Source organism: Rhizobium sp. BR 315, assembly GCF_050577975.1.
GTDB classification, from domain to species: Bacteria; Pseudomonadota; Alphaproteobacteria; order Rhizobiales; family Rhizobiaceae; genus Rhizobium; species Rhizobium miluonense.
In genome coordinates this window covers 1-20,912 of sequence record NZ_JARWKZ010000035.1, presented here as the reverse complement: position 1 = coordinate 20,912, position 20,912 = coordinate 1, and the positions used below count along the sequence as shown (strand labels likewise).

General features: G+C 60.2%; 17 protein-coding genes and 1 pseudogene. 8 read left to right on the top strand and 10 right to left on the bottom strand.

Features of this window, described 5'->3' with window-relative positions; genetic code table 11:
- The first annotated feature begins 123 nt into the window (after window positions 1-123).
- The gene (locus tag QD409_RS25325) at window positions 124-2,601 is read left to right on the top strand and encodes an OmpA family protein (protein ID WP_430763973.1); all 2,478 of its coding nucleotides are present in this window, start codon (window positions 124-126) and stop codon (window positions 2,599-2,601) included.
- 47 nt (window positions 2,602-2,648) lie between these two features.
- Here the strand turns inward: QD409_RS25325 and mobB are convergent, their stop codons facing one another.
- The 3 genes from mobB to QD409_RS25310 are packed head-to-tail and all read right to left on the bottom strand — an operon-like array spanning window position 2,649 to window position 4,748.
- Entirely contained in the window at window positions 2,649-3,179 is a 531-nt protein-coding gene (gene mobB, locus QD409_RS25320; protein ID WP_430763972.1) for a molybdopterin-guanine dinucleotide biosynthesis protein B, read from the bottom strand.
- A complete protein-coding gene (mobA, locus tag QD409_RS25315) occupies window positions 3,176-3,826 on the bottom strand; it encodes a molybdenum cofactor guanylyltransferase MobA (RefSeq protein ID WP_092855065.1) in 651 nt (216 codons plus the stop codon). Before mobA ends, mobB begins: the two co-directional genes overlap by 4 nt.
- Before the next feature lie 10 nt (window positions 3,827-3,836).
- The gene (locus QD409_RS25310) at window positions 3,837-4,748 is read right to left on the bottom strand and encodes a DMT family transporter (RefSeq protein ID WP_092854995.1); all 912 of its coding nucleotides are present in this window, start codon (window positions 4,746-4,748) and stop codon (window positions 3,837-3,839) included.
- A 332-nt stretch (window positions 4,749-5,080) separates the two neighbouring features.
- On the opposite strand from QD409_RS25310, the gene QD409_RS25305 reads away from it, so the two are divergent.
- A complete protein-coding gene (locus QD409_RS25305; protein ID WP_430763971.1) occupies window positions 5,081-7,630 on the top strand; it encodes a methyl-accepting chemotaxis protein in 2,550 nt (849 codons plus the stop codon).
- Between the two features lie 105 nt (window positions 7,631-7,735).
- Here the strand turns inward: QD409_RS25305 and QD409_RS25300 are convergent, their stop codons facing one another.
- On the bottom strand, window positions 7,736-8,488 hold the full coding sequence (locus QD409_RS25300) for an MBL fold metallo-hydrolase (protein WP_430763970.1): 753 nt from the start codon (window positions 8,486-8,488) through the stop codon (window positions 7,736-7,738).
- 18 nt (window positions 8,489-8,506) lie between these two features.
- Window positions 8,507-9,496, bottom strand: a complete 990-nt coding sequence (gene moaA / locus QD409_RS25295) for a GTP 3',8-cyclase MoaA (protein WP_430763988.1) — start codon at window positions 9,494-9,496, stop codon at window positions 8,507-8,509.
- 192 nt (window positions 9,497-9,688) lie between these two features.
- Between moaA and QD409_RS25290 the strand changes: the two genes are divergently transcribed.
- Together QD409_RS25290 and QD409_RS25285 are read left to right on the top strand one after the other, a co-directional pair.
- Window positions 9,689-10,063 (top strand): gamma-butyrobetaine hydroxylase-like domain-containing protein, encoded by a 375-nt coding sequence (locus QD409_RS25290; protein WP_092854989.1) that lies wholly within the window; start codon window positions 9,689-9,691, stop codon window positions 10,061-10,063.
- Window positions 10,064-10,097: 34 nt separating this feature from the next.
- Complete coding sequence (locus tag QD409_RS25285) at window positions 10,098-11,297, top strand: low temperature requirement protein A (RefSeq protein ID WP_092854987.1); 1,200 nt, start codon at window positions 10,098-10,100, stop codon at window positions 11,295-11,297.
- Here QD409_RS25285 and QD409_RS25280 read toward each other — a convergent pair.
- Complete coding sequence (locus QD409_RS25280; protein WP_092854985.1) at window positions 11,291-11,776, bottom strand: MarR family winged helix-turn-helix transcriptional regulator; 486 nt, start codon at window positions 11,774-11,776, stop codon at window positions 11,291-11,293. The two genes, QD409_RS25285 and QD409_RS25280, sit on opposite strands and share 7 nt — an antisense overlap.
- 48 nt (window positions 11,777-11,824) lie before the next feature.
- Here QD409_RS25280 and QD409_RS25275 point away from each other — a divergent pair, with 48 nt between their 5' ends.
- Together QD409_RS25275 and QD409_RS25270 are read left to right on the top strand one after the other, a co-directional pair.
- Complete coding sequence (locus QD409_RS25275; RefSeq protein ID WP_430763969.1) at window positions 11,825-12,790, top strand: alpha/beta hydrolase; 966 nt, start codon at window positions 11,825-11,827, stop codon at window positions 12,788-12,790.
- Window positions 12,791-12,850: 60 nt separating this feature from the next.
- Entirely contained in the window at window positions 12,851-13,459 is a 609-nt protein-coding gene (locus tag QD409_RS25270) for a pyridoxamine 5'-phosphate oxidase family protein (protein ID WP_430763968.1), read from the top strand.
- A 55-nt stretch (window positions 13,460-13,514) separates the two neighbouring features.
- Here the strand turns inward: QD409_RS25270 and QD409_RS25265 are convergent, their stop codons facing one another.
- Both QD409_RS25265 and QD409_RS25260 read right to left on the bottom strand, forming a co-directional pair.
- On the bottom strand, window positions 13,515-14,582 hold the full coding sequence (locus QD409_RS25265) for a GGDEF domain-containing protein (protein ID WP_430763967.1): 1,068 nt from the start codon (window positions 14,580-14,582) through the stop codon (window positions 13,515-13,517).
- Window positions 14,583-14,781: 199 nt separating this feature from the next.
- Window positions 14,782-16,389, bottom strand: a complete 1,608-nt coding sequence (locus QD409_RS25260) for a fumarate hydratase (RefSeq protein ID WP_430763966.1) — start codon at window positions 16,387-16,389, stop codon at window positions 14,782-14,784.
- Between the two features lie 254 nt (window positions 16,390-16,643).
- Here QD409_RS25260 and QD409_RS25255 point away from each other — a divergent pair, with 254 nt between their 5' ends.
- The gene (locus tag QD409_RS25255; protein ID WP_092854973.1) at window positions 16,644-16,883 is read left to right on the top strand and encodes a hypothetical protein; all 240 of its coding nucleotides are present in this window, start codon (window positions 16,644-16,646) and stop codon (window positions 16,881-16,883) included.
- Between the two features lie 73 nt (window positions 16,884-16,956).
- Here QD409_RS25255 and fumC read toward each other — a convergent pair whose 3' ends face one another.
- Window positions 16,957-18,348 carry a class II fumarate hydratase gene (fumC, locus tag QD409_RS25250; RefSeq protein ID WP_092854971.1) on the bottom strand — a complete coding sequence of 464 codons (1,392 nt, stop codon included), beginning with the start codon at window positions 18,346-18,348 and terminating at the stop codon, window positions 16,957-16,959.
- Window positions 18,349-18,757: 409 nt separating this feature from the next.
- On the opposite strand from fumC, the gene QD409_RS25245 reads away from it, so the two are divergent.
- The gene (locus QD409_RS25245; protein ID WP_430763965.1) at window positions 18,758-20,659 is read left to right on the top strand and encodes a L,D-transpeptidase family protein; all 1,902 of its coding nucleotides are present in this window, start codon (window positions 18,758-18,760) and stop codon (window positions 20,657-20,659) included.
- A 100-nt stretch (window positions 20,660-20,759) separates the two neighbouring features.
- Here QD409_RS25245 and QD409_RS25240 read toward each other — a convergent pair.
- Window positions 20,760-20,912: pseudogene (locus QD409_RS25240) on the bottom strand (IS5/IS1182 family transposase); the annotation flags it as partial.

Here is a 20,912-nt window from a genome sequence, read left to right as displayed (position 1 = left end):
CCTAATAGCGGCTTGCCGTGATTCAGCCTCATGAGAACCGAAAATTGGCCGGGATCGTGAGGCATCGCCTTGCCCGTTGAGATTCGCAATTCGGCGGACAAAGATCATAAGAGGAGATCCCATATGGGAAAGCGATCCAGACTATTTGCCAGCGCCGCATTTCCGCTGCTGTCCCTATCGCTCGCGTTCGAGCCGGCAGCCGCTGCAGCGTTGAGCGGGCAGGCCATCACGCCATTGAGTAATGGCATCGCCGGAACGAAGGGTGTCGCTGGAAGCTTCGAAGTGGCTCAGCAGGAGGCACCGGCCGCCCAGCCGGACGAAGAGCAGCTCAAGCACAAGAAGCCCGCCGAGGGTGAGCAGGGCCAGAAGCACGAAGGCCAGAAGTCTCAGGGCGGTGCAGAGCCGCAGCACAAGCAGGCCGAGCCCGAAGCGGCGCCGCAGCCAAAGCCGCAGAAGCAGCAGCAACCGGAAGCCCAGCCGCCGAAGGCCGAGCATCAGCAGCCCGCAGAGCAGGAGCAGCCGAAGCCGCAGAAGCAGCAGCCGGCCGCAGAGGCTCCGCCCGAGCCGAAGAAGCAGCATCAGCAGCCGGCCGAAGAGCCGCAGGCCCAGCCTGAAGCCAAGCCGCAGCCGAAGGCCGTCGCTCCCGAGGCCCAGCCCGAGGCGCCGCAACCCAAGCAGAAGGGCAAGCAGCCTGCGGAAGCACCGCAGCCCAAGGTAGAACAGCAGCAGCCTGCCGCTGAAACGCAGCCGGAGGCAAAGCCTGAACCCAAGGCCAAGCCCGAGCCGAAGGCACAACAGCCCGCGCAGGCTCCGAAGGAAGCTCCTGTCCAGAAGGAAGCTCCGGCGACCGCCGCGCCGCAAACTCAGCAGGAGCCGGCGAAGCAGGCCCAACCTGACCAGAATGCCCATCCGAAGAAGCAGGCTCAGCCGGAGGCTCCGGCGCAACAGCCGGCCGAACAGCCGCAGACGCCTGCCGCTCAGCCGCCCAAGGGGCAAAAGACTCAGCAGCCCGCGACGCAGGCACAACCTGAAGCCCAGCCTGGAACTCAGGTGGCACCCGGCACCGAGCAGGGACAGAAGCCCGGCGACAAGACGCATGGCAAGCAGCCGCAGACGCAGCAGCAGGGCGAACAGCCTGCCGCCAATCCACAGCAGCCGGCCCAGAAGGGCGAGCCGCAGGCACAGCCCGCTCAGCCCGGAAATCAGGCAGCCACCCCGCAGCCTGGCAAGCCGCCCGCCAATGGGGCAGTGGCGCCCGCTCAAGGCAGTGCAACGCCTCCAGCGGCCAATGGCAGCGGCCAGCAGGCCGGCGAAATTCAGGTGCCTCCGGCAGAACAGGTTTCGCCGCAGGAGCTGGAACGCCGCAAGAAGATCGCGGAAAATCCGGCTTCGGCAAATGGTCCTGTCATCCTGCCGGTTGAGAACGGCAGCGCCGTGCTCGACAGCCAGAAGGATTCCGTCCGTCGCGGAGAACATCTGAATGGCGGCCAGAACCCGGTCGCTCCTGGTGCACAAGGTGGTCGCGGGCAGGCCGGTCAAGTTCAGAGCGGCCAGGCGCAAACCAACCCGGCCCAGCAGCCGCCACCGGCTTACACCAAGCCGCCGACCTCCGATGCCGAGGCACAACGCGCCGCCGCCGGCGCCCAGGCGCAACCGCCCGTCAAGATCGAGGCCGTGACCAGCGAGCAGGGCCGCCGGATAGACCGCCGTCCGGATTTCGCCCCGCCGCAGGGCACGTCTATCCAGACCATCATCAATCAGGACAATCGCACCCTCGTGAATGTCGACAACACCTATGTCGTTCGCCATGACGATACCGACCGCTTCGTTCGCGGCGGCGAGCGGCCTACCTACGAGCAGCTGCCACGGGATCGCTACCGCGAGACCATCGACCAGCCGAACGGCGATCAGATCATCACCATCCGCAACCGCTATGGTGACATCATCCAGCGCTCGCGTGTCGATGCCCGAGGTCGGGAATATGTGCTGTTCTATTCGCCTGAGCTCGAAGACCGGCCGGATCATGACGACTATTTCCGCGATCCGGGCGACGACCTGCCGCCGATGCGCCTGCTCATTCCGCTGAGCCAGTACATCATCGACACGGCGTCCAACCGCAATGCGAACTACTACGACTTCCTGCGGGAGCCGCCGGTCGAGCCGGTCGAGCGAATCTATTCGGTCAACGAAGTGCGTTATTCGGCCCGTATTCGTGACAAGATCCGCCGTATCGACCTCGATACGATCACCTTCGCAACGGGCAGCGCCGACATTCCGATGTCGCAGGCCAGCACGCTGCGCGGTGTCGCAGACGGCATGTCGAAGGTCATCCAGCGCGATCAGACCGAGACCTTCCTTATCGAAGGCCATACGGATGCCGTGGGTTCGGCACAGAGCAATCTGATCCTGTCGGACCGCCGCGCGGAATCGGTCGCCAACGTGCTGACCGATGTCTACGGCATCCCGGCCGAAAACCTGGTAACTCAGGGCTATGGCGAGCAGTATCTCAAGGTGAATACGACGGGACCGTCGCAGGAAAATCGCCGCGTCACCATCCGGCGCATCACGCCGCTGGTCCGTCCGGTCGCATCGAAGCAGTAAGCGTCTGCTGACACATGAAAAGGGGCCGCCGGGAAACTGGCGGCCTTTTATTTTGCCGGCTCGCCGAGTTCCGTGGTCGCGGCGATGAAATCGGCGATTGCAATCGTGTCATCGAGATCGAAGACGGCAAGCGAACCGGCCGCTTCGACGGCATGGTCGGCGGCGATGGCGACGATATGCGGGTCGTGTGGGGCGAGCGGCTCGCGTTGGGCCGCTTCCAGGCGACGAGCCTCGATCTTCGGGATAGGCTCGCGTTTGTAGCCCTCGATCAGTACGAGGTCGCAAGGGGCTAGGCGCGCCAATATTTCCTCAAAACTCGGTTCGGGTGCGCCGCGCAATTCGTGCATGATGGCATAGCGCGTGCCGGAAACGATGGTAACCTCATACGCTCCGGCCTCGCGATGACGGAAGCTGTCGGCGCCGACCTTGTCGATATCGAAATCATGATGCGCATGCTTGATCGTCGAAATGCAATAGCCGCGCCGCGTGAACTCGGTGACCAGACGCACCGCAAGTCCGGTCTTACCTGAATTCTTCCAGCCGGCAATGCCGAAGATCTTCGGTCGGGATATCGTCATGACATGTCTTCCAGTGCTGCAAGCCAATTCTGGGCGTCGATAAGATCGTCGGGCGTATTGACGTTGAAAAAAGGATCGAGAGGGCCGATCGGGGTCTGGACGGCGGGAAACTCCACGCGCTGGACCGTATGGCGTGCGAGGAAATCCCTGACCCGCCGCTTTGGGTCGGTGAGGATCCATGTTTCGAGATCGCCGGCGGCGGAAACAGGCCAGAGACCGAAAACGGGATGGTCTCGATTGAACGATGCAGCGATTGCGATTTCATCGCTGGCACCGATGGCTTCGGCCAGCCGCACGAGAAGATCGTCTGGGAAAAAGGGGCTGTCTATCGGCACCGTGGCGACATGCGAGGCCTGCGGATAGTGCTGTGCCGCATACTGGATGGCCGCGAGCACACCGGCGAGCGGGCCGAGCTTGCCGGCGATCCCATCGGGGACCAGCGTCAGGCCCTTTGGATCTGGCCAATCCGCATCGGCGTTGAGCGCTACCGGCCTTACCTGCGTTTTAGCGATGCGTGCAGCGATACGGACAAAGAGGCTCTGGCCACCGAGGGTCGCGAAAGCCTTGTTCGCCCCCATGCGGCTTGATCGGCCGCCTGCAAGCAGGACGACGGGAATATCGTCGGCATTGGCAATGGCGCCCGACATGGCAGCGACCTCAAGCGGGAACGCGCTGGTCAGCCTGCCGCGCAATGAGCTCGGCAGCGCGACGTTTGTGTTCCCGGTAGAATGTATAGATTCCAGAGACGATGACAATCGCGGCGCCGAAGATGGACCAGCCGTCCGGCATTTCACCGAAGACGATCAGGCCCAGCAGGGCGGACCAGATGAGGCTCAGATAGCGGAACGGCGCGACGAAGGAGATCTCGCCCGTGCGCATTGACGATATCACGGTCTGATAGCCGATCAGCACGAGAATGGAGGCAAGCAGAAGCTGGAGCAGCGATATCATGGCTACCGGCTGCCAGCCGCCGAAGGGAACGATGCAAAGGCCTCCGAAAACGGATATGGAAATTGCGGTGCATACGGTCACCATCAGCGACGGCACGTCCTTGTCGATACAGCGCGTCGCCAGGTCGCGGGCGGCGGTCGCGAACATGCAGGCGATGACGAGGAGAGCGGCCGTATTGAAACCCGCAGGGCCGGGCCGGATGATGATGAGCACGCCGACGAAGCCGACGACAATCGCCGTCCACCGCCGCCATCCTACAGGTTCCTTCAGAAAGATCATCGCGCCAAGCGTCACCGCGAGCGGCACGGCTTGCTGGATGGCCGAGGCATTGGCGAGGGGCATCATCCCGAGGGCGGTAATGTAGGTTGCTGCCGCTATCGCTTCGCAGGCGATGCGCAGCGCGATCATCGGTTGCAAGGCGACCCTCCACGAGCGCAAGGCACCCATCCTGCGCGCGACGAGATAGACGAAAAAGGTCGTGAACAAGCCGCGGATGAAGATGATTTGGCCCGCATTCATGGAAGCGATGACCGTCTTGGACAGTGCGTCGCTACTGGAAAAGCTGGCCATGGATACGGCCATGAAGAGCGCGCCCTGCATATTCCTGGTCATTCGCATGAGAAAAATGAGTCCCCTAATATATCCATCCGGATTAGCGCCGTTTGACGCAAATTGGAATCATTTGTCCTTCGGCTGCGGCTAAATTCGATTGTGCACTGCGGTAGAGTCGTCGCGCGGGAGGTGCTCTTCTCGCGCAATAGTCGTAAAATGATCCGTAGGTTGTAGATTTTTCCCGATATGGCCGCTTTTAGGCGGGCGATTAATTCTTATTCAATCTTATTTCTCGAGGCTACTTACGGTTTTGCATGAGGCAGAAGCCCTACCGCAGCGCAGCAGGAATGACGATCCCGCTTTCGCTGGAGATTTTTATAATCCAGTTGAGGCGCCGCATGTTTTTCATTGATCGACTTTTGCAAGGCCGCAGGATTGTCACCAAGGTTCTCATTTTCGTTGTGCCGCTGGTGGTTCTCATCGCCGGCGTTGGCCTGGTCGGCTATCACACGGCCAATATCCTGAACGGTCATATGACCGTGACGCGGGCCACGATTGAAAATATCAGCGATTTCGAAAACCTGCAGGCTGCTCTCTTGGAATTCACAGCGGCTCCTTCCGACGATACGCGTCAGGCGCTGAGCGGCAAGATCGATGCGCAGGAGCAGGGCGTGCATCGGCTGAGCGGGCTGCTGAGCGACGATCAGCGCGCCAAGATCGTGCCGGTCAGCGAGCTTGCGGCCAAGATGCGCACTCAGCAGGCAACGCTCTGGTCCATCCGGCAGAAGCAGGACAGCGATGTCGAGGCGATCCGCAAGTCCGTGCAGGGCGTCGAAGTCGCCGCCAAGGCAGCGGGCAAGCAGATCGATATCATCCGCAAGGATTTCAACGACAAGGAAACCTTCGCCAAGGAGCTGCTCTATGATGCAGCGGCCTATAAGGGGCTGTCGGAGAAGATGAGCAATCTGCGCATTCAGGTGCAGATGGCCGCCGATTCCACCGAAGAAATTTCGGACGCGCGCACTTACGCCGATGCCATTCTGAAGCAGGTGACGGTTTCCAAGGCGCTGGTTTCCAAGCGCGGCGCCAGCCTCGTTGCGAATGCCTCCGATGCCGCCGACAAACTCGATGCGGTATTGAAGGGCTCCGGCACGCCCGACCAGAAGGTCGAGGCCATGGGTCCGATCCTGCAGAGCTTCGTGAAGATCGAAGGCGAGATGACGCTGCAGTCGGCCAAGAACAGCGATACTGCCGCCGATCGTTTCGTCAGCCTGGACAAGATCATCGCCGGTCAGAAAGAGCTTCTGGATCGCGTCGACGAGGTGCTTGGCATCGTCGATCGCCTGACGCTGCATGCATCGCGCATGGAGACGGTTCGCGATGCGGTTTCGCGCGACCCTGTGATGACGGATCTAAGGGATCTGAAGGCTGCGGCGACCAAGATTTCCGGGTTGGGGCAGACCAACGCCACCATGCGTGATTTTGCCGCTCATGTGCAGCCGTTGATCGATAGCCTCACCAATGGATCGGCGGATCTGCTGCAGACCTCGATCGACTGGAAGACGACACGTATCCAGTCCAACAGTCTGCTGGCTGATGCCATGACCTCGCTGCGCAGCTTCGTCGCCCAGGCGCAGGAGCTTGGCAAGGAAGACAGCGAGCGTTCCGCCAACGTTTCCGTGATCGCGATGATCCTCGGCACCTTGCTTGCCATCGTTGGCGGCCTGATGCTGGTGGAAACCCTGCGCGCACCGCTGAAGCGCGTCACCGAGATCATGACGCGGCTTGCAAGCGGCGATCTGGAAGTGGCGATCGACGGACGCAACCGTGGCGACGAGATCGGCGATATGGTCCGTTCGGTTAGCGTCTTCCGTGATGCGGCGCTTGAAAACGTGCGGCTGGAGCGGGAGGCGGAGAGTGCGCGAGCGCTTTCAGCGGAAGAGGCTTCGCGTCGGGCTGCCGAGCGCGCCCGCATCGAGGCCGAGCAGAAGCAGGCCCTCAACGCGCTGGCCGATGTTCTGGCCAAGCTTGCCGACGGCAATCTGGAAGAAAGCATGCGCGAAGACCTGTCTGCGGACTTCGTCGAAATGGCCTTCACCTACAATCACGCCATCGAAGCTCTGCGCGAGACGCTGACGGACGTTCGCTATACCGCCGAAGAAATCAAAGGCGGCACCGGCAATCTTGCCATGTCGGCCGACGATCTGGCGCGGCGCACCGAACAGCAGGCGGCGGCGCTCGAGGAAAGCTCGCGGGCGCTGCATCGCCTCAGCGACGTGGTGCGGTCGACCGCCGATCGCGCGCGGCAAACGGCAAGCTCCGTCAATGAAACGCAGGCCTATGCGACGCAGTCGGGTGAGGTGGTCGCCAAGGCTGTGGGCGCCATGAGCGAGATCAATCGTTCCTCCGAGAAGATCGCCACGATCATCGGCGTCATCGACGAAATCGCCTTCCAGACCAATCTTCTCGCGCTGAACGCCGGCGTCGAGGCTGCCCGCGCCGGCGAGGCGGGCCGTGGCTTTGCCGTAGTGGCCCAGGAAGTTCGCGAGCTGGCGCAGCGCTGCGCCAATGCGGCGAAGGAAATCAAGGGCCTGATTTCTGCAAGCTCGGCGCAGGTGCAGAACGGTGTTCATCTGGTCGAGCAGACCGGTGCGGCACTGGCTGAGATCATCAGCCACGTCACCGGCGTCCAGAAGCTCGTCGCTGATATTTCGTCTGCGACCACGGAGCAGTCGACCGGTATTGAGGAAGTGACGCGCGCCGTCGCCGAAGTCGAGCTGATTACCCAGCGCAACGCGGCCATGGTCGAGGAAAACAACGCCGAAATCCATGGTCTGCGCCAGCGCGTCGACATGCTATCCGAGAAGATCGATCGCTTCCGGACTGGCGAAGGCGAAGTGGGCTATGAAGACTACAATGGTCCTGACGCACGCTATCGTGCTGCATAAGCCGGCAGATCGATAGAGAGACCTATGCAACAGAAATGCGCCGGGCCAATGGTCCGGCGCTTTTCAATTGGGTGTGCTCATCGCGTCTGACGACGTTCGCTCGGACTATCTGTCCAGCTGGAGTGTTTCGCCATCGGCGGGGATCAGCAGGCGCGAGGGATCGATACCTGCCGCATTCGCCGCCTGGCGAAGGTCCTGCCGCGTAATCGTGGCGTGGTCGAGCGCTTCCATGTGGGTTGCGATGACGATTGCATGCGGCGCGAGGCGGCTGACTGCGACGGTCTGCTCCGCATCCATGACGATGAGATCGCCATCCCAGCGCGCGCCGCAGGAGTGGGTGACGATGATATCCGGGGGAACCTGTTGGATCGTCTCGGCAACGGGCGGATAAAACACGGTATCGCCTGCCCAATAGACGGTGGGCTCGCCGGCTGCCTCCAGCGTGAAGCCGATGACCCGTCCCATTTTCTCGACAACCTGCCCGAGGCCATGGCTGCCTTGCCGCGGTGTGATCGTCAAGCCATTCCAGGTGGTCGCTTCATATAGGGGCGTGACGCCGGTGAAACCGGCATCTCGAATGCTTCCTTCATCGCCGGGTTGGCAGAGGATCGGCAGCGATTTCGGGACCCGCTCCTTCGCCACCGAATCGAAGTGATCGGTATGCAGATGCGAGACGATCACCAGATCGACGCCTTGGAGGATATCGTCGATCGAGCGCGGCAATTCTGTCATCGGATTGGGAGAGCGACCGGTGAACGAGGGAAGGCTGTGGCGCGGCGCGAAATGGGGATCGATCAGCAGCACATGGCCGCCATAGTTGATCTTCAGCGTCGCATTGCGAAGGAGCTCAAGCCGCATTGATTTTCTCGATGTTGGCTAGCCGCCGGTGACGCTCATATGGCGCGCGACTGCGGGGCGGTTATGGGTGCGATCGATGATGAAGTCGTGGCCCTTCGGCTTGCGGGTGATGGCTTCATCGATTGCAGCGTGAAGGAGCGCATCGTCTTCCGTAGCGCGCAGCGCCGTGCGCAGGTCGGCCGCGTCGTTCTGACCGAGACACATGTAGAGCGTGCCGGTACAGGTGAGCCGCACGCGATTGCAGCTCTCGCAGAAATTATGGGTCATCGGCGTGATGAAGCCGAGCCGTCCGCCGGTTTCGGCAACTTCAACATAGCGGGCAGGGCCGCCGGTCTGATAGGCGGTATCGGTTAGCGTAAACTGACGCTCGAGATCGGCGCGCAACTGCGAGAGCGGCAGGTACTGGTCGGTACGATCTTCCTCGATCTCGCCCATCGGCATCGTCTCGATGACGGTCAGGTCCATGCCCCGGCCGTGAGCAAAACGCATCAGGTCGGGAATTTCCGTCTCGTTGAAGTCCTTCAAGGCCACGGCATTGAGCTTGATCTTCAAGCCGGCCTTCTGCGCTGCGTCGATACCTTCCATCACCTTGGTGAAATCGCCCCAGCGGGTGATGGTGCGGAACTTATCTGGATCGAGCGTATCAAGCGAGACGTTGATGCGCCGCACACCGCAATCGTAGAGTTCGTCGGCATAGCGGGCAAGCTGCGAGCCGTTTGTCGTCAGCGTCAGTTCATCGAGCGCGCCGTCCTGCACCTGCTTGCCGAGCTCGCGAACCAGAAACATGATGTTCTTGCGCACCAGAGGTTCGCCACCGGTCAACCTGATCTTGCGAACGCCCTTGGTTATGAAGGCGGAACAGAGCCGGTTGAGCTCTTCGAGCGTCAGCAGATCCTTCTTCGGCAGGAAGGTCATGTGCTCGGCCATGCAGTATGTGCAGCGGAAGTCGCAGCGATCAGTGACTGAAACACGCAAATAGGTAACGGCGCGCCCGAAAGGGTCCATCATGGGGCCTGCATCCGACCGAAGCTGCGATGCGTTGCCTATGTTGCCGACGATGCTGTTCACTCATGCCTCCATATACTGCTAATGTGGGCATAGGCGATTGTTGCGTCAAGGAAAATGCTTTTCGAATACACTTGCGTGTGAACGAGCAGCGGCATAATTCTCGGAAAGACACTGAAAGGCATGGGAAAACCGATGAGCGACGTTTGGCCGACCGAATTGCGGGTATCGAAGGACCGCCATCACCTCATAGTGACATTCGACAATGGCGCAAGCTTCGATTTGCCGGCGGAAATGCTGCGGGTGCTATCGCCTTCGGCCGAGGTGCAGGGGCATGGACCGGGCCAGAAGGTTACCGTGCCGGGCAAGCGCAATGTAGGCATCATGTCGATGACGCCCACTGGCAACTACGCTGTGCGCATCGGGTTCGACGACATGCATGATACGGGCATTTTCACATGGTCCTATCTGCGCGAACTCGGCGAGAAGGGCGGTGCGCTTTTCGCGGCTTATGAAGCCGAATTGAAGGAAAAGGGTCTCAGTCGCGACCCGAGCGGAAGGCCGCACTAGCACAATCGCCATCAACGGAAAGAAGGGCGCAGGCATGATCCTTGGGGGTAGGGAAAACTGGCTTCGCGCCAAGGGCAGCAAGAACGAGAGCAAGGTCTCTTTCGTCGAGCTGTTTTTCGATCTCGTCTTCGTTTTCTCGATTTCGCAGCTTGCCCATACCCTAGCGGAACATTTCACGCCATTGGGCGGGCTGGAAGCCATCATGCTGATTTTCGCGGTATGGTGGGTTTGGGTCTTTACCGCCTGGGTGACGAACTGGCTGGACCCGGATCGAATGCCCGTGCGCATCATGCTGTTCACGCTGATGTTTGCCGGGCTCATTCTCTCCGCCTCGATCCCCGAAGCTTTTGGCGAGAAGGGGATCTATTTCGCCGGCGCCTATGTCTTCATGCAGGTCGGCCGGTCGTTGTTCACCGTCTACGCGCTCAAGAACGCCAGCAAGGCCAATCATCGCAATTTCCTGCGTATCACCAGCTGGCTTGTCTTTTCCGCCATCTTCTGGATCGCAGGGGCGCTGATGGAAGGCGAGACGCGGGTCATGTTTTGGCTGATCGCCCTCGTGATCGAGTATTCGGCGCCTGCGCTCGGCTTCCGCGTGCCCGGCCTTGGCAAGTCGACGACGGCGGACTGGAACGTCTCGGGCGCGCATCTCGCGGAACGCTGCGCGCTGTTCATCATCATCTGCCTTGGCGAAGCCGTTCTGCAGGCCGGCAAGACCTTTGCCGAGCAGCCGGTGACGCCGCTGATCGTCGCCGTGTTCATCACTGCTTTCGTCGGCACGGTCGCTCTCTGGTGGATCTATTTCCAGTTCGGCCACGAACGGGCCGTCCACCGTATCGAGCATGACGACACGCCGGGAAGCCTGGCACGACAGGCGTTCACCTATGCTCACATTCCGATTCTCGCCGGCATCATGCTGAGCGTCGTCGGTGACGAGTTCCTGTTTGCCCATCCGCACGGCGCCGCAGATATGCGTACTGCAGCGGCTCTTCTCGGTGGCCCGGCGGTCTTCCTGCTAGGAAACCTCTGGTTCAAGGGTGTGACTACTGGCCGGCCGCCGCTGTCGCATATGGTGGGTCTTGGCGGGCTGGCGCTGCTGCTCCTCACATTGCCGATGGTCGTGGTCTACCAGCTCGGCATTCTCGCCACAGCAGTGCTGGTCGTCGTAGCGATATGGGAGTTCGCGTCACTGTCGCGGGTTGTCCCATCGTCGCGCTCGACGGGCGGTCACTGATCGCCCACCGTCTCCAGCGGCTCGCGTTCGTCCTGCATCAACAGTGTAACGACCCGCTCCATGTGTGCGGTCATGATTTCACACTCTTCGACTGGCGCATGTGACATCATGCGGTCGATGAGGGCGGTCTGAATGGTCATGGCTTCTTCCGTGACGCGGCGGCCCTCCGCCGTCAGATAGAGGCGCAGCACACGCTTGTCCTGCTTGTCTCCGCGGCGTTCGATCAGCCCGCGCTTTTCCATCTGCGGTAAAAGCATGCTCATATTTGAGCGGCCGACCAGCAGCTTGCGGGCGAGTTCCTGCTGCGAGATGCCTTCGAAGCGAAACAGGTTGACCAGAATGTCGAGGTGCGGCGGCTTGATGTCGAGATGTGCCAATGCCCGCGCCAGCGATTGCTGCATCAACTGGCAGGCGCGCGCCACGGCGATCCAGCTTCGAAAACGCGGATGGTCCCAAGGAAGGGATTGATTTTTGTTCATCGTTGTACTTTATTGTTCATAGTTGAACATTTTTCTTGGATTCCCACTATGCCATCCTTTGCACTCAAGGTCACCCGGTCGGGATTGTCCGGTCTCGGCAGGTTTTCACCGAAGCTCGCCGGCAAGGTCGCATTCAGGCTGTTCTGCCTTACGCCCTCACGCAGACCGCGCGGTTCCAAGGCGAAAACCGCTCATAGGGAGGGCCGAGAGCGGCTGGTCGTGGCAGAGGAGTTCATTCTGCCTTTCCCGGGCGGCCGCGCCATGGCCTATCGTTTCAACGGCGGAGCCAAGGGGCCGCGCAAGCGCTACCTCGTTGTGCATGGCTGGGGCTCCAGCAGCGAATACATGTCGGAGCTGACGGCTTTCCTTGCAAGTACCGGAGCGGAAGTGATTTCGCTCGATCTTCCGGGGCATGGCCGCTCGGCAGGTCGCTTTCTCAATGTGCACCTCGCCATATCGGCCATATCGGCCGCGTCCATACGCTTCGGCGCCTTCGACGCCGCGATCGGGCATTCTTTTGGCGGCGCGTGCCTGGCACTGGCCTCCGCGGGTTTCCTGCCTCGTATAGATGCTATCGAGACGAAGAAGCTGGTGCTCATCGGAGCGCCGAGCGCCATGCGATGGCTGTTCAGGGATTTCGGTCGCTTCATGAGACTTCGCCCGCAGGTGCAGACGGAACTGGAGGCGGAAGTCGGGCGGATTACGGGCAGGGCGCTTACCGCCTATGACGAACCACACGGCGTACTCGATCCAAGCCGGCCCGTGCTGGTCATCCATGCCGAGGACGACAAGGAGGTGAGTGCCGATCACGCCCGCGCCTATGCCGCCCAAGGAGAGCATGTTCGCCTCTTCTGGGCCAATGGCTTCGGGCACCGGCGCATCGTCAGCGCTGCTCCCGTGTTCGAGGCGATCGACGGCTTCCTTTCGGAAGTGGTCAAAACGGAAAAATCTCTCGAAAGCGACGATGGGACAGTGCTATCCATTTACCGGACCCCGGTTCGGCGCTCCTCGTAGCAAGGCGCGCGCTGCACCGGATTTTTTGGCAGATCACCGCGGAAAAGAATGCGAGGCAGCATGGGTATCGTTACGTCCGTCGAGGAGTTGAGAGCGCTTTATGGCGGCGTTGGCGAGGCATCGATCACCAAGGTAACGCAGGTACTGACGCCGCCTTACCGACGGATGATCGAAGCTTCGCCCTTCATGGCGCTGGCAACCGTCGGGCCGGAAGGGCTGGATTGTTCGCCGCGCGGTGACCTTGGCGGCGTCGTCCGTGTAGAGGACGAGCGGACGCTTCTTCTTCCGGATTGGCGAGGCAACAATCGCGTCGATTCCCTCGAGAACATTGTGCGCGACCCGCGGGTGGCGATGATGTTCCTGGTTCCTGGGTCGAACACGACGATGCGGCTCAACGGCCGCGCCGTCATCTCCATCGAGCCAGGCCTGCTCGAGAGCTTCGCGATGGATGGCAAACATCCGCGCTGCGTCGTCGTGATCACGATCGATGAGGTTTATTTCCAGTGCGCGCGGGCGGTGATGCGGGCGGAGCTCTGGAATGCGGAGCGCTTCGCCGATCCCGCGAGCCTGCCGAGCCCTGGCGTGATGCTCAAGGCGGCAAAGGGCGACTTCGATCAGGAAACCTACGATCGGGAATGGCCGGCGCGGGCGGCGAAGACACTCTGGTAAACAAAACCGCCGGGCTGCCTGGGAAAGCTGCGCCGGCGGTTGGTTGGCTTCACTTTTAGTTCTTGTAAATGAGCCAACTTTTCGTGAAGTCCTTCTGCATGCCGTCCTGATAGACATTGCAGCAGTTGCGACCGGCGTTCTTGGCGCAATAGAGCGCGAGGTCTGCCTTGTTGTAGAGTTCGCCGGAATTGGCCGCTTCCGAAGCCATGCAGATTCCGAGCGATATGGTGATCGGACCGTAATCGACCTTCGTCCGGGAATTCTTGAAGGGCGTCGTTTCCAGCGCGCGGCGGATGCGCTCGCACATCGTCATGGCTTCTTCCGCCGTAGTGCCTTCCACGATCAAAGCAAATTCCTCGCCGCCGACACGAGCGACGAAGACTTCCCGCCGGACATTGGCGCGAATGACTGAGGCTACGGTCGCAAGGATCTTGTCGCCGACCGGGTGACCGTAGGTGTCGTTGATCCTTTTGAAATGATCGACATCGGCCAGAACGAGCGCCGTCGTCGGGCGGGTCAGCTGGTTGTCGAAAATCGAGATCAGCCGATCCTCGAACGCGCGGCGATTGGAGAGCCGCGTCAGGGCATCCGTGTTGGCTATGCGCTTATATTCGTCCAGCTCCTTGCGCACCTGATCCATTTCCTGGCTGCGCTGGGCGACGTTCTCAACGACCTTTTCGCCCTGGGCCATCGTATCGCCGGTGGCGGCAGTCAGTATGTCTATGGCGCTGCGCAGCAGATCTGCGCCGTTGTGGTTCCTCGAGGTGATGCGCTCGCAGGTCTCGCCGAGAAGCCGGTTGTAGCTATCGAGTGTCAGCTGCTCCTGTTTCAACGCGCGCAGAACGGCATCCAGTTCGACAGACAGGCGGGCGTGAGCGTCGTCGAAAATGCGGCCCGCATGGCGTGGAAAGTATTTGGCGCCGATATCGTCCAATTCTTCCTGCGTCGCGCTGTTGCCAAGAGCTGCCAATTCACGGGTTAGCGCGGGATTGGAGCCGATATAGGCTTCATAGAAAAGTTCGTAATTCCGCGGAATCGGTGCGACCCCCATGGATCGCATGGCGTAGGTAATCTGCCCTGCCACGTCGGGAATTTGCGCCTTGGGCGCAATCGCCGTACTCATCGGTGAGCTCCGTACATGTATTGGTTAATTCCTATTTTTACTTATGCAGAGATTCTTTGAAAAAATATTAAGGAGATGGTTATGAAAAATCCCCCGTCACTACAGCTTTATTCAAAAATAAATAGAATTGAAACTGGTTTTACAGAAGAGGGCGCTATTGGCGCCCTCTTTGGATGGAACATATAGATACGGCTAGTCTTTATCCCAGATTGAGCTCTTGGAAGAAGTCATTGCCCTTGTCGTCGATGACGATGAAGGCAGGGAAATCTTCGACCTTGATCTTCCAGACGGCTTCCATGCCAAGTTCTGGATATTCCAATACTTCGACCTTCTTGATGCAGTCCTGAGCAAGCCGGGCTGCCGGGCCGCCGATCGAGCCGAGATAGAAGCCGCCATGGGTCTTGCAGGCTTCGCGCACGGCGCGCGAGCGATTGCCCTTCGCCAGCATGACCATGGAGCCGCCGAACAACTGGAACTGGTCGACATAGCTGTCCATACGGCCTGCCGTCGTCGGGCCGAAGGAACCGGAGGCGTAGCCGGCCGGCGTCTTTGCCGGGCCGGCATAGTAGACCGGATGGTTCTTCAGATATTCCGGCATGCCTTCGCCCTTTTCCAGGCGTTCGCGGATCTTGGCATGCGCTAGGTCGCGCGCGACGATGATGGTGCCGGTGAGCGACAGGCGCGTCTTGACCGGATGCTGCGACAGCTCGGCCAGGATGTCGGCCATCGGCCGGTTGAGATCGATGCGAACCATCGATTCGGAGAGTTTCGCCTCGTCGATCTCAGGCATGTACTTGGACGGATCGGTCTCGAGCTGCTCGATGAAGATGCCGTCGCGGGTGATCTTGCCCTTGGCCTGGCGGTCGGCAGAGCAGGAGACGCCAAGACCGATCGGCAGCGAGGCACCATGACGGGGCAGGCGGATAACCCGGACATCGTGGCAGAAATATTTGCCGCCGAACTGCGCGCCGACGCCAAGGCCCTGTGTGAGCTTGTGGATTTCCTTCTCCATTTCGATATCCCGGAAGGCATGCCCGCTTTCGGAGCCCTCCGTGGGAAGACAGTCGAGATATCGCGTCGAGGCGAGCTTGACCGTCTTGAGGTTCATCTCGGCCGAGGTGCCACCGATGACGATGGCGAGATGATAGGGGGGACAGGCTGCGGTGCCGAGCGTAAGGATCTTCTCCTTGAGGAAATCGATCATGCGGTCGTGCGTGAGCAGCGATGGCGTGCCCTGATAGAGGAAGGTCTTGTTGGCCGAGCCGCCGCCCTTGGCGACAAAGAGGAATTCGTAGGCGTCGGTGCCTTCCTCGTAAATGTCGATCTGGGCCGGGAGGTTGTTCTTGGTGTTCTTTTCTTCGAACATCTTGATCGGCGCAAGCTGCGAGTAGCGCAGGTTCTTCTTCTCGTAGGCGTCGAGCACGCCTTTGGCCATCGCACCGCTGTCGCCGCCTTCGGTCCAGACGCGGCGGCCCTTCTTGGCCATGATGATGGCGGTACCGGTGTCCTGACACATCGGAAGCACGCCGCCGGCGGCGATATTGGCGTTCTTCAGTAGATCGTAGGCGACGAAGCGATCGTTGTCGGTGGCTTCCGGATCTTCCAGAATCGAGGCGAGCTGCTTCAGATGGCCGGGGCGCAGCAGATGATTGATGTCGGCGAAAGCCGTCTCAGCGAGCAGGCGAATGCCCTCAGGATCGACGGTCAGGATTTCCTGGCCCTTGAAGGTGTCGACGGAAACATAGTCGCCCGAAATCTTGCGATAGGGGGTCTTGTCGTCGCCGAGGGGAAATAGATCGTCAGCCATATGGGGAACCTTTCAAGCCGGATGGCGGAGGAAAATGTTTGGAGGTGGTCTAAATCCGGCTCGCGCCAAATGCAATCGGCTGCAAAGCGCCTCGCGATTTCGATAGGTAGATTGTCAATGCGGCGTAGACGATCGGTGTCGAAATTGCCGACTTCAAAGACGGGTGGGAAAGGCGCAAATAGATCTCAACACGGGCAGGGCAGACAAGCTCGCTGTCCTGAAGACTAAAGGCCCGAAGCCAAGGGATTGAGATCATGGATATCTCCCACAATCACCACCACATTTCGCCGCTGGCTATCGCGGCGCTCGTTGCCGCTGTCGGCCTATTTGCTGTGGTCCACGGCGGCTACTTGAAGCACGCCTTTCACAAGGAAATTCTTGCCAGCATCGATCCCGCGACCGTCATCACGGCCACAGACATGGTTTCGCGGATGCCGGAGAGAAGGGCTGTGCTCCCAAGGCAAGACAAGGCGGAGACAGCAAGCGTTCGCTAGCCTTGGCTGAACAGACAGGCATCCCGCCAATATTCGGAGATGCCTGCCCGTATTAACGAGTCTCTGCTTTGGCTTACTTCGGGCCGATCATTGTTTCCGGACGGACGATGGCGTCATATTCTTCCGAGGATACCAATCCGCTCGCCAGAGCTTCTTCCTTCAGCGTCGTCCCGTTCTTGTGGGCCGTCTTGGCGATCTTGGCGGCATTGTCGTAGCCGATCTTCGGCGCCAGTGCGGTTACCAGCATCAGAGAGCGCTCGAGGCCGGCCTTGATGTTGTCCTCGCGGGCCTCGATACCGGCGACGCAGTTGTCTGTGAAGGAGACGGCAGCATCGCCGAGCAACTGTACCGACTGCAGGAAATTATAGGCCATCATCGGATTATAGACGTTGAGCTCGAAATGACCTTGGCTACCGGCAAAGGTCAGGGCGGCATTGTTGCCGAAAATATGGATGCAGACCTGCGTCAGCGCCTCGCACTGGGTCGGATTGACCTTGCCCGGCATGATCGACGAGCCCGGCTCGTTTTCCGGCAGCGCCAGCTCCCCGAGACCGGAGCGTGGGCCAGAGCCGAGCAGGCGGATATCGTTGGCGATCTTGAAGAGTGCGGCGGCGGCGGCATTGATCGCGCCATGGCTGAAGACCATGGAATCATGGGCAGCCAGCGCTTCGAACTTGTTCGGGGCCGTGACGAAGGGCAGGCCGGTGATCTTGGCGATCTCGTCCGCGACCTTCTCGGCAAAGCCGATCGGCGCATTGAGGCCGGTTCCGACTGCGGTGCCGCCCTGGGCGAGTTCGCAAAGGCCCGGCAACGTCAGTTCGATGCGCTTGATCGAGGAGGCGACCTGCGCGGCATAGCCGGAAAATTCCTGGCCGAGCGTCAGCGGCGTGGCGTCCTGTGTATGGGTGCGGCCGATCTTGATGATATGAGCGAAGTCCGCGACCTTCTTTTCCAGCGCTGCGTGCAGGTGCCGCAGGGCCGGCAGCAGATGATGGACAATCTGCTCGGCGCAGGCGATGTGCATGGCCGTCGGATAGGTGTCGTTCGACGACTGGCTCATGTTGACGTGATCGTTCGGGTGCACCGGCTTCTTCGAGCCCATGATGCCGCCGAGCATCTCGATTGCGCGGTTCGAGATCACTTCATTGGCGTTCATGTTGGACTGCGTGCCTGAGCCGGTCTGCCAGACCACCAGCGGGAAGTGGTCGTTGAGCTTGCCGTCGATGACTTCCTGCGCCGCTTCGACGATTGTCTTGCCGAGCGCGGGGTCGAGTTGGCCGAGCTCCATGTTGGCGCGGGCGGCTGCCTGCTTGACGATGCCGAGGGCGCGGACGACCGATAGCGGCTGCTTTTCCCAGCCGATTTTGAAGTTGCCGAGCGAACGTTGCGCCTGCGCGCCCCAATATCGGTCGCTGGCGACTTCGATCGGGCCAAAGGTATCGGTTTCGGTGCGGGTGGAAGTCATGTTCCTGATCCTGCTTTCTATGGAAATAGATAGCAGCCATATAGGCCCGAACGGTGCTTATGAAAACACCGAAGCGCATTTACGTGATTGGAATAATCATGTTTTTAGTGCGCTTTGCCGAGCGTGCTCTTTTTAACACGCTCCTCATATATTCGTGAACGCGAAATTTTCATCCGCGTAAAAACTTTGGGCGATTTCAATAAAAGATTAACCAATAATTTCATAATTTTGTGTGAATTGAATCGCTGAGAACGTCTCTGCTTCGTAACGTGAAGTTGAGGCATTGAACAAAAGGCGGGGTCTCGCTGTTTTTATAGTAGTGAGTATACGATGTTTTCGACATCGCGGCCCAACCGAAGCAGCACCGTCTGGCTCGAACCTACCGCACGATACAGGGACTGATTAGAGAATGAAACTTGCAGCCAAAGCCACAGCATCCGTCCTGGCTCTTTCCTGTTGCCTTTCCTCCATCGGCGCGACGTCGGCGAGCGCGATGACCCTCATGGATTTCATCCGTGGCGGTCAAGGACGTCAGCAAAGCACGCAGGTTTCGGCTCCTGTTCCGAACAACCCGGCGCAGACGATGCTGAACCCGAACCAGCCAGGGCAGCCCAAGCAGGCGTTGCCGACCGTCAGTGCGCCGAAATACTATACCTATAAGGCCGACTCGATGCGTCTGGTGTCGACGGTGCATTTTGCCGATCCGGTGGTGACCGGCGCCGTTGCCGATGCGTCGCCGACGCCGAGCGCAGTCGATACCGAGATCTCGCAGCGCCGCTATCTGGCGGATGCACGCGTGATGGCGACCAATGACGTCGCCAAGGCGATCGAGACCTATTATGCCGATCAGAGCAAGCCGATCCTCTGGGTTGCCGATCACGCCGTCAACGAGAAGGCGAAGGCGGCCATGGCAGTTCTTGCCGATGCGGGCTCTGTCGGTCTCGACCCGGCGGATTATGCGGTGACGCTACCGAATGCGGATGCGACCGGCGCCGATCCTGTGATGCGCGATCGCGCCCTCATGCAATTCGAGCTGGCGCTTTCCACCAAGGTGCTGATGTTCGTCCAGGATACGGTCCGTGGCCGCATCGACCCGAACAAGCTCTCCGGCTATCACGATTTCAAGCGCAAGGACGTCAACCTGACCGCCGCGCTCGACGTGCTGCGTGCGAGCCCCGATGTTGCCGCCTATATCAACAGCCGCAACCCGTCCAACCAGCAATTCACGCTGCTTAAGGCCGAGCTTGCGAAGCTGCGTGCCGAATCCGGCTCCGATGGTACCCATATTTCGGTTTCCCTGACGGGTACGCTGAAGCCGGGCGGCAGCTCGCCGGAAATGGCCAACATCGTCAAGGCGATTGAGCACCGTGGCTCCGATGCGCTGAAGAAAGCACATGCCGATCTCTTCGCCGCTTATCTGGGCACGCCGGACTACACCCCCGAACTCGTGTCGCTGGTTGAGGACTTCCAGCGGGAGAAGGGTCTGACGGCTGACGGCGTCATTGGCGCGTCCTCGGTTCGCGCCATGGTCGGCGAGAATAATGACGTGAAGATCCAGAAGCTGATCATTGCGATGGAGCAGCTGCGTTGGCTGCCGGTCGAGCTCGGATCGCGCTACGTTTTCATCAATCAGCCGGCGTTCATGGTTTACTACTACAACAACAACCAGGAACAGCTGTCGATGCGGGTTGTCGTCGGCAGCAAGCAGCACCAGACTTTCTTCTTCGAAAACCAGGTGCAGACGGTCGAGTTCAATCCGTTCTGGGGCGTTCCGCAGTCGATCATCATCAACGAGATGCTGCCGAAGCTGCGTGCCGACCCGAACTATCTGGATCGCATGGGCTATCAGGTCGAAGTCGGCGGTCATGCCGTCGCGTCCTCCAGCGTCGACTGGTATGGCTCGACTAAGAGCATCTCCGTGCGCCAGCCGCCGAGCAGCGACAATGCTCTGGGAGAGCTGAAGATCCTCTTCCCGAACTCGCATGCGATCTACATGCACGACACGCCGCAGAAGAGCTTCTTCAAGAAGGATATGCGTGCGCTTAGCCATGGCTGCGTCCGCCTTGCCGATCCGCGCGCAATGGCTGCGGCCGTGTTGAACACGACGCCTGACGATATCGCCAAGCAAATTGCAGCCGGCCAAAACAAGGCTGTCGCCGTGCCGCAGAAGTTCCCGATCTACATCGCTTACTTCACCGCATGGCCGAACAAGGACGGCGTGGTTCAGTATTTCAACGATGTTTACGATCGTGACGCTGCCACGCAGCGGGCGCTGGATGCCACCTCGAAGTCGCGCACCGCGCAGATCTGAGTTTCGCATAGTGGACAAACAACAAAGGGCGGCCCGTTGCAGCCTGTGTGGAAACGTTTGGAGGCTCCGGTTTGACCGGGGCCTCTTTTGGTTTCTGGGTCTATGCGGGTTTTGATGTTATGTTTATGGTGCGCCTGATGTTGTAGGCGAGCACCGAGAGGGCCATTTCGGTTCTGGTGCCCTTGAGGTTTCTGGTCAGGAAACGTCCGCCTGCCATCATCCGTTTGATGGTGCCGAACGGATGTTCTGCGGG